The sequence below is a fragment of the Streptomyces sp. NPDC058955 genome, assembly GCF_042741435.1.
GTDB lineage: Bacteria > Actinomycetota > Actinomycetes > Streptomycetales > Streptomycetaceae > Streptomyces.
Map to the genome: position 1 here is coordinate 1 of NZ_JBHYKM010000183.1, position 10,664 is coordinate 10,664.

At 76.7% G+C, this 10,664-nt stretch carries 6 protein-coding genes and 1 pseudogene; 2 read left to right on the forward strand and 5 right to left on the reverse strand.

Features of this window, described 5'->3' with window-relative positions:
• Window positions 1-234 precede the first annotated feature (234 nt).
• From ligA to ACFW1I_RS36665, 3 genes are all read right to left on the reverse strand, one after another.
• On the reverse strand, window positions 235-2,322 hold the full coding sequence (gene ligA, locus ACFW1I_RS36655; protein WP_384678159.1) for an NAD-dependent DNA ligase LigA: 2,088 nt from the start codon (window positions 2,320-2,322) through the stop codon (window positions 235-237).
• A gap of 70 nt (window positions 2,323-2,392) precedes the next feature.
• Window positions 2,393-3,388 carry a nucleotidyl transferase AbiEii/AbiGii toxin family protein gene (locus tag ACFW1I_RS36660; protein WP_384678161.1) on the reverse strand — a complete coding sequence of 332 codons (996 nt, stop codon included), beginning with the start codon at window positions 3,386-3,388 and terminating at the stop codon, window positions 2,393-2,395.
• A complete protein-coding gene (locus ACFW1I_RS36665) occupies window positions 3,385-4,056 on the reverse strand; it encodes a hypothetical protein (protein WP_384678163.1) in 672 nt (223 codons plus the stop codon). The genes ACFW1I_RS36660 and ACFW1I_RS36665 overlap by 4 nt, the downstream gene beginning before the upstream one ends.
• 130 nt (window positions 4,057-4,186) lie before the next feature.
• On the opposite strand from ACFW1I_RS36665, the gene ACFW1I_RS36670 reads away from it, so the two are divergent.
• Together ACFW1I_RS36670 and ACFW1I_RS36675 are read left to right on the forward strand one after the other, a co-directional pair.
• Window positions 4,187-5,119, forward strand: coding sequence for a hypothetical protein (locus ACFW1I_RS36670; protein ID WP_384678165.1), 933 nt, complete (start codon window positions 4,187-4,189; stop codon window positions 5,117-5,119).
• Between the two features lie 191 nt (window positions 5,120-5,310).
• Window positions 5,311-9,378 (forward strand): HEAT repeat domain-containing protein, encoded by a 4,068-nt coding sequence (locus tag ACFW1I_RS36675; RefSeq protein ID WP_384678167.1) that lies wholly within the window; start codon window positions 5,311-5,313, stop codon window positions 9,376-9,378.
• A gap of 99 nt (window positions 9,379-9,477) precedes the next feature.
• On the opposite strand, the gene ACFW1I_RS36680 is transcribed toward ACFW1I_RS36675, so the two are convergent.
• On the reverse strand, window positions 9,478-10,266 hold the full coding sequence (locus ACFW1I_RS36680) for an ABC transporter permease (RefSeq protein ID WP_384678169.1): 789 nt from the start codon (window positions 10,264-10,266) through the stop codon (window positions 9,478-9,480).
• A pseudogene (locus ACFW1I_RS36685) lies at window positions 10,263-10,664 on the reverse strand (ABC transporter); the annotation flags it as partial. The gene ACFW1I_RS36680 and the pseudogene ACFW1I_RS36685, both read right to left, overlap by 4 nt.

The following is a 10,664-nucleotide window of genomic DNA, read 5'->3' on the forward strand; positions in this document are numbered from 1 at the left end:
GCACCTCCCGTCGTACGGGATCCGGCGGCGCGGCCAGGACGGGCGAGGCGGCCGCCAAGGCCGGCGGCCGCGGCGGCGAGCGGCGCCCCCGCCGGCGTACCTCCGCCCAGGGCGGTACGTCGGAGCGCTGACGGCCGACCGGGGCGGTCCGCTCCGAAGGATGCGAGGAGGCGGTACGGCCCCGGGCGGGCCGTGCCGCCTCCGTCGTCGGCGTCCGCGGTGTCGGCCGTGGCGTCAGTCGAGGAAGTCGGCGACGAGGTCGGCGAACGCCTCCGGCGTCAGGACCTCCACGCCCAGCTTCTCGGCGGCGACCGCCTTCGAGCTGGGCTTGCCGGTGGCCGAGGGCGCGGAGACCAGGTAGCTCGTCCTGGCGTTGACGCCGCTGCCCGCCCGGCCTCCGGCCCGCTCGATGAGTTCGTTCATCTGCGAGCGTCCGTACCCGTCGAGCCGGCCCGTCATCTTCCCGGTGACCACCACGGTCCTGCCGGTCAGCGGACCCTCGGCGGGCGCGGAGCCGTCGGCGGCGGGCCCGCCGGACGGGCCGGCCGGCGCGGGCTCGGTCATGTTGACGCCGGCCGCGATCAGCTTGTCCACGACGGGCGCGAGGGCGGCGAGCTCGGCGACGACCACCGGCGCCTTCTCCGGGCCGATGCCCTCGACGGCCAGCAGGTCCTCCGCGCTCGCCGCGCGGATCGCCTCCATGGTGCCGAAGTGGGCCGCGAGCCGCCGGGACATGCGGCGGCCGGTGCCCCGGATGCCGAGGGCGCAGAAGACCCGGCTCAGCGGGCGGCTGCGGGCCAGCTCGAACTGCTCGGCGAGCTTCGCGCCGCGCCGGGCGCTGCCCGCGGCGACCGTCAGCTGCTCCTCGGTCAGCGTGAACAGGTCGGCCACGTCCGTGACCAGGCCGGCGTCGATCAGCGCCTTGACGTACGTCCTGCCGAGGCCGTCGATGTCGAGGACGTCGCGCCCGGCGGCGTACTCGATCAGCGGGGCGAGCGCGCAGCCCGCGCCCTTCGCGCACCGCCAGCGCTCCTGGCTCTTGTCGATGTCGCCGCCGCAGTTCGGGCAGGCGGCCGGCAGCGGGACCGGCACGGCGTCCGCGGGGCGGAGCTCGACGACCGGCGCCTGGACGCGCGGGATGATGTCGCCGGCCTTGTAGACGGTCACCGTGTCGCCGAGGTGGAGGTCGCGGCGGGCGATGTCGGCCGGGTTGTGCAGGGTGGCGCGGGAGACCGTGGAGCCGTCGATCTCGACCGCGTCGAGGACGGCGGTCGGCGCGAGCACGCCCGTGCGGCCCACTTCCCACACGACGTCCCGCAGCACGGTCTGCCGCTCCACGGCCGACAGCTTGTAGGCGATGGCCCAGTAGGGGAAGCGGCTCCCGAGCCCGGCCTCGGCCTGCTCGGCGGCGCTGTTCGCCTTGACGACCACGCCGTCGATGCCGAACGGCAGCCCGGCGCGCAGCGCGCCGATCGCGTCCACGCGGGCCTGCGCCTCCGCGATGGTGTCCACCACGTGCAGTCCGGCCGGCGTGTCGGCCGTCGTCCTGACCCCCGCCGCCGCGACCGCCGCGAGCACCTCGGCGTGCGTGGCCCCCGCCGGCGGAAACGATCCGCCGTCCAGGTCGACGGCGCCGTACGCCCAGAACGTCATCTCCAGCCGGTACGGCCGGTCCTTCGCCCGCAGCGTGCCCGCGACCGCGTTCCTCGGGTTCGCGAACGGCGCCCCGCCGTGGGCGGCGCGCACCTCCTGCGCCGTCTCGAACTGCTCGTGCGTGAACAGCACTTCGCCGCGCACCTCGAAGGTCACCGGCTCCGGCAGCCGCTCGGGCAGCCCGACGACCGAACCCACCACGTGGCTGACGTCCTCGCCGTGCGTGCCGTCGCCCCGCGTGATCACCTGGACGAGCCGCCCCTCCCGGTACCGCGCGGCCACGGCCGCCCCGTCCAGCTTCGGCTCCACCGTGAACCCGCCCTCGACCGCCCGGCCGAGCCGCCGCTGCAGCGAGGCGTCCCAGGCGACCAGCTGCTCGGGCCCGAAGACGTTGTCGAGGCTGAGCAGGCGCGTGGTGTGCGCGACGTCGCCCTCCGGCGCGGCCCCGTCGGCCACCAGACCCGTCGGCGACTCGGCGCCGCCGTCCGGGTGCGCCTCCTCCCACGCCAGCACGGCCAGGCGCAGCGCGTCGTACGACGCGTCGTCCAACGGGCTGTTCTCGCCCGCGTAGTAGGCGCGGGACGCGGCGCGCAACCGGTCGAGCGCGTCCCCGTACGCGGCGGGGCTGGACAGGACGAAGTACGCCTCAGCGGCGGGAGAAGCGGTCATGGATCCATCTTCGCGCGAGGGTCTGACAATGCCCGTCCGACGGGCGCGCGCCGCTCTCCCGCGCGGTCGGTCAGCCCGTGAACATCGGGCCCAGCGCGGCCAGGAGGCGGGCGGTCAGCTCCTCGCGGACGGACCGGCCGGCGGCCGCCCCGGGCCGTTCGTCGGGGAAGGCCGACCAGTCGACGTCGCGGGCGGCCGCCTCGAACAGGGCGAGGGAGAGCGGCTCGTCGCGCCCGGCCGGCCACTCGTCGGCCTCCCTCAGGACGGTCTCCAGGAGCGGCAGGGGCAGGGCGCAGCTCTCGGCCAGGAGGACGGCGTCGTAGAGGTCCTTGGCCTGGGGGTACATGTCGCAGCTCAGCCAGAGGAGTTTCCAGGCCAGGGAGAGCTCCCGGTCGGCCGCCCGCACCCGGACGCCGGCGACCTCGGTGGTGCGGGGCGGGGTGGGCAGGCGTTCGTGGAAGACGAAGTCGAGCTGGACCTGGCCGCCGGGCAGTCCGGGGGCGGACCAGGGGAGCACCAGGCGGTGGCCGGGGACGCGTTCGTACGTCCAGATGTACTCGGTCACGGCGCCGGCGTCGTCGATCGTGAGGTCCAGGTCGAGGGCGCGGGCGAGCCGGTCGGCCGCCGCGGCGATGCCGTCGAGCATGGCGCGGGTGCGGGGCTCCTCGATGCGCCAGGTCTCGGGGACCACCACGAAGTCGATGTCCTTGGGCGGGCGCGCGGCCCCGCCGAACCACGCGGACATCAGCATGCTGCCGCGCAGCACGAGCGAGTCCGCCCACGCGGAGCCGGCCACCGCCGCGAGCACCAGGTCGAGCGCGGAGCGCCGCGCCTCCTGCCAGCGGGCGCGCAGCTCCGGGTCCGTGACGACGTCGTCCGTGGGGCGGAAGGCGTCGGCGAAGTGCTTGAGCGCGGGGTCGAAGACGCGGTGCCGGACGGCGGCGTCGCCGATGCCGGCGGTCAGCGTCCTCGGGGGGCCGAGGGAGCGCCGCCGGTGCTCGCCGCGGGGTTCGCCGCTCGTGCCGGGGCCGTCCGGGATCGGGTCCGTCCACGTCGCTCCGGTCATGCCGTCTCCTCGGGGGGGCGCGGGCCCTCGGGGGCCCCGTACGGGTGTGCGGTGGCCGGTTCGAGCCAGCCGTCGTCCATGGACAGGTCGCTGTCGGAGAGGACCAGTTCGCGCTCCTCGCCGATCACCTCGTGACCGGCCGCGGTCAGGACGGCGAGCAGGTCGTCGCAGGCCCGGAGCGCGGCCGGGGCCGGGCCGGGGTGCCGCTGGGTGACGAACCGCTCGTGCCGGCCCCCGGGTCCGGGGAGGGCGCGGCGGGCGTTCCACGAGACGTGCGCGCCGTGCGGCGCGACGAGGGCTTCGAGCGCGGCGCGGTCGTAGGCGGCCGGCAGCGCCAGTCTGAGGTGGTGCTCGTGGTAACCGCCGCCCGGCCCCGGCGGCTCCTCGCTCCACGGCACGGTCTCCACCTTGACCCGCACCGGCGCGAACCCGGCCGCCCGCAGCGCGTCCACGAGCGCCGGGTGGCCGGTGCGGTCGGGGAGCGTCAGCATCGGCTGCACGGGGGTCCGGCCGCGGGCCAGCACGATGGTGGTGAGCTTCAGCCCCCTGCGCCCCGCCCACGCCTCCAGCCGCGCGCTCTCCGCCTCGCTGCCGCACCGTACGGTGACGTGCGTCTCGTACGCCCCCGGCGCGTCGGCCGTCCCTCCGGCCCCGTTCCTCGCGTGCACGTGCGAACCCCTCTCCTGGACGGGCGAGTGTGCCAGACGGGCCGGAACCCGCTCATCCCGATATCCGCGTCGCCCCGGCCGCGCGGTGCTTCCGCCCATGCGGCAGGATGCGGGGCGGGAGGGGATTTGAATGTGTTCAGAAATCTGGCCGGAGCGTGAGGGGCGGCGGCACGCGCGCGTGGAGGCGCGGTACGACGACCTCCTCGCGATCTCCACGGCGGTGCTGCTCGTCGAAGCCGTGATCGGCGGCATCGCGTACTTCGTGTGGCAGGAGACCCTGGAGACCCCGGTACGCGCGTACAGCGCGATCGGGCTGATGCTCGCGGCGGTGGCGGCGCCGTTCGTCCTGGCGCCGGCGGCGGTCGCCCTCGTGGCGCTGTCGGGGGTGCTGGTCCTGCCGTCGATGGTCGGGGCCGCGTGGTGCGGGCGGCGGTTCTCGGGCCGCGAGGTGTGGTGGTGGGTCCCCCTGACGGCGGGCGCGGTGGCGGTCCCGGTCGTCGTGGCCGGAGCCTCGGGGTGGGCGGTCGGGCCGTGGACGGCCCTGGCCGGATGGGGAGCGGTGACGGTGGCCCTCACCGTGCCCGCCCTCGTCACCCGGAGGATGCTGCTGCCCGATCGGCCGGCGCTGTCGGCGCGCGCGATGCTCGGACGGGTCGCGCTGGGCGGGACGCTCGCCGTCGTCACCGCCTGGGCCGCCGCCGGAGCCGCCCTGCACGCCGGGATCGGCTACGAACCGCCGGAGGTGAGCGCCGAACTCCTCACCGGTGTCTGGTCCGAAGGCGAGGGCGGCGGCCTCACCCTCGCGGCCGACGGGAGCGCCACGGCCGACCGCGTCGAGACCTTCGGCGACGAGACCGTCACCGGCCGGTGCAGCGGCACCGGCACCTGGACGTACGCCCCGGGCGACGGCCCCTGGGCGCAGGAGGTCGTCGTCGCGGTCGAGGGGTGCGAGCTGTCGCCGTGGAGGGTGTACGGCACGCCGGACCACCCGAAGCTCTTCGTCCACGTCGGCGACCCGGACGCGGGGGAGATCCACGTCCTGCGCAGGGGTGGTCGGGGATGACGCGTGGGCGGTCCCGGCGCCGGTCGTACGATCCCGGAGTGCATCCCACGGTGAAACCGCAGCCCCGCCGGCGCCCCCGGACCTCCCCGCCGGTTCCGGTGAGTCCCGAGGAGGCGCTGGCTTCGGCCGGGGCGCCCGAGGGGCCTCCGGCCGGGTGGCGTGCGTGGCCCGGCGCGGTGCTGGTGCCGTCGGTGCTCGTGGCGTTGGCGCGGGCGGAGGTGGTTCGGGACCCGGCCGTGCTGCGGCGGGAGGAGCGCGGGGAGGAGCTGTACCAGGCCGTCCGGGGCGTACGGGTCGAGGACTGCGCCCATGTGGCCCCGCTGGTCCGGGAGTTGGCCGGCTCCGGGGACGCCGTGCTGGAGGGGGAGGCGGTGCGGCTGGCCGGGGAGGGGCTGCGGGCGCGGGTGCTCGATGCCGGCTTCGCGCGGGACACGTTGACGGGGTTGCTCGCGTCGGCCTCCGGGGCGGTCGTCGGCGCGGCGCTGGCCGCGCTCGCCGAACCCTGGGCCGTCGTCCCGCCGCTGCCGCCCGAGCGGTTCGCCGGGCTGTTCGGTCCGGCGACCGCCGACGCCGCGCTGACCGCCGCCGTCGCCCACGGGCACGGGGAGTCGCTGTGGCGGGCGGCCGTGGATCCGGGGCAGCCGCCCCGGGTACGGAGGCGGGCCCTGGCCCTGTACGGGGAGACGGCGCGACGCGGCGACGTGCCGGCCGTGCTGCGGCTCGCCGGGGAGGATCCGCTGCTGCTCGCCGGGCCCGCGGTGGAGTGTCTGCGCGCGATGCACCGGCGCGGCCACTTCGTCACCGGTCCGGACGTCCCCGCCGTGCTCGGCCTCGCGCTCGCCGACCACACCGTCCCGGCCCGCACCGTGGCGACCGTCCTCTTCACCGCCCGGCACGACGTGCTGCGGCTGTCGGCCGACGGCGCGCCCGACGACCCCACGTGGCCCCGACGGCTGGACCTGCTCGTCGCGCTGGACGAGCAGGGCGTCGGCGGCCTGCCGGTGGCGGCGGAGATCGCCCGCCTCCTGCCGCTCGCGTCCGCACCGGCGCCGTTCCTGCGCGCCCTCCGCGCGCTCCGCGACCCGGGCACCGAGGACGCGGTCCTCGCCGCCCTCCCGCACGCGCCCGCCGCCGCGCTCGACGCGCTGGAGGCCGTCGGCGGTGAGCGGACGGTACGGGTGCTGGGTGCGGCCCTCGGCCTCGACGCCTGCGCGCCGGCCGACGGCGACCGTCTCGCCGCGCACGCCGTGCCCGAACCGGGGCGCGTCGAGCGGGCGTTGCGGGCCCACCGCGGGCGGGCCCTGGAGCTGGTCTGGCTGCTGGCCACGGATCCCGGGGTCCGGCGGGAACTCCTCGTCCGGATGGACGCGGCCGCGCTGCCCACCCGGGTGGCCGCCGACCTCGGCGGGCCGGACGAACGCGAACTCGCCCTCCTCGCCGCCCACGTGGACCCCGGACGGCCCGTCGCCGCCCTGACCCGGCTCGCCGAGCACGCCGGCCCCGGACTCCTGCCCGTCCTCGCCGATCTGCTGCTGCGGATCGCCGGCGAGGCCGCCTCGGCGTGGGAGCCGGACGGCGCGGAGCCCGTACCGGACGAGGAGCCGAGGGTGGCTCCGGAGGCCGTCGCCGCGCTGTGCCGGCTCGGCCGGCGGCTGCACGCGCGCGGCCGGATCCGGCCGGTGTGCCTGCTGGACGTCGGCGACGCCGAGGCCGCCGGGCACGCGCTCGTCGCCGACCTGGCCCTCGGGCTGCTCGACCGGCCCGGGCTGATGGACGGCGAACGGGCCGTCCTGCTCCGCCTGTTGCTCGACCTCCCCGACGCACCGCACCGGACGATCCGGCGCCGGGTGCACCCCCTCCTGCGCCACCCCGACCGGCACGTGCGCAAGCACGTCGTCGCCCTCCTCGCCCGCGCCCCCGGCGGCGACGGCGTCGAAGCCGTGTCGGCGACGCTGCTCGCGCTGACCGGACCGGACCGGGACCCGCAGACCGTACGCCGGACGCTCGGCGCCCTCGGCGACGCCGGGGCCCGCTGGGCCTCGGACGCGATCGCCGCCTGTCTCGACCACCCCCAGATGAACGTCCGCAAGACGGCGGCCCGCGCCCTCGCCACCGCCGGCACCGCCCGGGCCGTACCCCGCCTCCTCGACCGCCTCGGCCGCGACGACAACCCCGGCCTGCGCGACCTCCTCCTCGACGCCCTCCGCGCCCTCCTCGGCGACACCTTCCCCGCCACCGTCACCGCCGCGGCGGACCACGCGGCGGACGCCCGCGTCCGCGACCGGCTCCTCGCCGCGCTCGCCGGGGACCCGGCGCCCGACCCGGACGAGACCGACATCGCGCGCCTGGCGGAGGACGGCTGGGACCCGGACGCCGCCCTGCGCCTCGCCGAACGTCAGGCGCCCGCCGCCCGGCTCCGCCCGACCCGCGCGTACCTCGCCGACTGGCTCGCACTCGCCGCCACATCGGAACGGGCGCGGCGCGCGGTCCTCGGCGTGCTGCCGTACGGGGTCTGCCCCGGGCCCCGTACGGCACAGGAACGCGGAGTGCTCGCCCGGCACGCCACGGTGCTCCTCGACGGCCTCGCCGAGGCGGAGGGCAAGGCGCGGGACGGGATCCTCTCGCTCCTGGAGGACGCCGCGGACCGCCCGTCCGTCGGTGCCCAAGTCATCGAAGCCGTACGGGCGTTGGCGGCGCAAGGTTTCGGTAGGCGGTCCACCCTGCCGCTGCTCCGGCGGGCCGGCGCCGTCGTCGTCCGCGCCGACCTCGACCGTGAACTCGCCGCCGCCGCCAAGGCGTCCGCCCCGGCGGCGGCCGAGGCGGCGGTGCTACGCGAGGCGTTCGGGATCGGCCGCCCCGACACCCGGCCGCCCTGGTACGCCGAACTCGCCTCCGCCGCGAGGAGTGTGCGGGAGCTGGCCGCGTACCGGGAACGGGGAGCGGCCGTCGGTTCGCGCGACCTGCTCGCCGCGCTCGCCGACCTCCACGCCGACGCCGCACCGGACGTACGGGGCGCGCTCCTCGACTGGATGACGGAGCTTCAGCCGCTGGGGGTCCCGCCGTGGACCCTTGCGGAGGAGGCCCGCGCGGCGGACTCCGCGCCGCGCGTCGTCCGCCCAGCGGACCTGGACCAGCCCCGTTCCGCCGCGCAGCGGGAGCGGCTGCTGCGCCTGCTCGACTCCGACGTCCGACAGCGGCGGAACACGGCCGCGCACACGCTCCTCGCCTGGCCCGAACCGGAGGCCCGCGCCGCCGCCCTCGACGCCCATCTGCGCGGCCGGACCGACGAGCCGGGCGACCCGGCCCCGCGGACCGCGCTGGGCCGGGCCCTGACGGAAGCCGATCCCGAGGTGCTGCTCGGCGCCGGAGTCCGCCCCGACCGGGTGGCCCGGATCGCCGCCACGACCCTCGGCGCACCCGAACTCGTGCCCCTCCTCCCCGTCCTCCTCGCCCTGTGGGAGCACGGGCCGGACGGCGACACGCGGGCCGACGCGTTCGGCGCGCTGCGGCGGGTGCCCGCCGACGCGCTGGCGGCGCACCTGGAGCCCCGGCTCGCGGCAGGGGCGACGGGACTGCTGGACCTGGTCGCCGGCCGCCGCCTGCTCCGCACGCCCGTCCTGGACCGGCTGGCGGCCCGGCACCCCGAGGCGGGGCTCGACCTCGTCGACGGCCCGCTGCACGGCCCGGAGGCCGCCGAGCGGCAGGCGGCCGCGCTCCGCACGCTGCGGGAGCGGGCGCCCGTCCCCGAACCCCGGCGGTCCTCCGGTCCCTCGGACGACGAGCTGGTCGCCCTGCTGCGGTCGCCCGAACCGCCGCGGATCCGCCGCACCCTGGCCCTCCTCACCGAGCGCTCCGCCACCCTCGGCCCGGACCGTCTCGAAGCGGCGCTGCGGGAACTGCTGGCCCACCCCGAGACCGGCGTACGCCTCCACGCGCACCGGACCTCGCGGGCGCTGCTCGACCGGGACACCCACCTGCGGCTGACCGAGGTCCTGCTCGGCGACCCGCAGCCGGACGTGGTGCGCACCGCGATCCAGGTGCTGTCGCAGGCGCGCTGGCGGCCTGCGGTCCCCGTCTTTGTCGCCCTCATCGACCACGGCCGGACCACCGTCCGGCGGGCGGCCGAGGAGGCCGTGCTGCGCGCCGGACCGGAGGCCGTCCCCGTACTCCGCAAGGCGGCTTCGCACGCCCGCCCGGACCGGCGGGCCGGCTACGAGAGCCTGCTCGCGCGCATCCGAGAGACGGAAGGGCAGGGGTGAGGAGGACGACAGGCGGCGGAACGCGGCGGGGGCGGCGCACGCCGACGGGTGTCGGGTACGCCGCCCTGGTGGCGGGTGGCCCCGTGGGGGCCGTGCGGGTTACGCGGGGTCGCGGTTGAAGACGGACTTCGACCAGAGGTAGCCGAGGGCCGTGAGACCGACGCACCAGGCGATCGCGATCCAGCCGCTGTTGCCGATCTCGGTGCCGAGGAGGAGGCCGCGGAGGGTCTCGATGGCCGGGGTGAAGGGCTGGTACTCGGCGATCGGCTGGAACCAGCCGGGCATCGAGTCGATCGGGACGAACGCGCTGGAGATCAGGGGGAGGACGACCAGCGGGAGGGCGTTGTTGGACGCGGCCTCCGCGTTCGGGCTGACCAGGCCCATGCCGACGGCGATCCAGGTGAGCGCGAAGGCGATCAGGGCCGTGAGGCCGAAGGCGGCGAGCCATTCGAGCGGGGTCGCGTCCGTGGCGCGGAAGCCGACGGCGACGGCGACGGCGCCGACGAGGACCACGCTCATGACGCACTGGAGCACACTGCCGACGACGTGTCCGACGAGGATCGACGGGCGGTGGATGGCCATGGTGCGGAAGCGGGCGATGATGCCCTCGGTCATGTCGTTGGAGACGGATACCGCCGTCCCGACCACGGTGCCGCCGACGGTCATCATCAGGATGCCGGGCACCACGTAGGCGATGTACGCGGCGCGGTCCGCGCCGCCGCCCATGCCGGCGCTCATCACGTCGCCGAAGACGTAGACGAAGAGCAGCAGCATCATCACGGGCGTGAGCAGCAGGTTCAGCGTGAGGGAGGGGTACCGCCGGGCGTGCAGGAGGTTCCGGCGGAGCATCGTGGACGAGTCGCGGGCGGCGAGGGAGAGGGCGCTCATCGGGCGGACTCCTGCTTCTGGTCGGTCTGGTCGGTCTGGTGGGGGACGGTGCTGGCGGTGAGGGCGAAGAAGACGTCGTCGAGGTCGGGCGTGTGGACGGTGAGTTCGTCCGCCTCGACGCCGGTGGAGTCCAGCCAGTCGAGGATGGCCCGCAGCTCGCGCTGACTGCCGCCGCTGGGGATCTGGAGCGCCAGGGACTCGTCGTCGCGCTGGGCGACCTGGAGGGTCGTGGCGGCGGCCCGGTAGGCGTCGGGGTCGGTGAAGCGGAGGCGGATGTGGCCGCCGGGGATCTGGCGCTTGAGCTGGTCGGCGGTGCCTTCGGCGACGATGCGGCCTCCGTTGAGGACGGCGATGCGGTCGGCGAGTTCGTCGGCTTCTTCGAGGTACTGGGTGGTGAG

What these genes read in the sequence shown, in the direction of transcription:
- ACFW1I_RS36660 (WP_384678161.1), bottom strand. Translation starts at nt 3,388, where the DNA reads ATGACCGGAGCGACGTGGACGGACCCGATCCCGGACGGCCCCGGCACG.
- ligA (WP_384678159.1), bottom strand. Translation starts at nt 2,322, where the DNA reads ATGACCGCTTCTCCCGCCGCTGAGGCGTACTTCGTCCTGTCCAGCCCC.
- ACFW1I_RS36680 (WP_384678169.1), bottom strand. Translation starts at nt 10,266, where the DNA reads ATGAGCGCCCTCTCCCTCGCCGCCCGCGACTCGTCCACGATGCTCCGC.
- ACFW1I_RS36670 (WP_384678165.1), top strand. Translation starts at nt 4,187, where the DNA reads ATGTGTTCAGAAATCTGGCCGGAGCGTGAGGGGCGGCGGCACGCGCGC.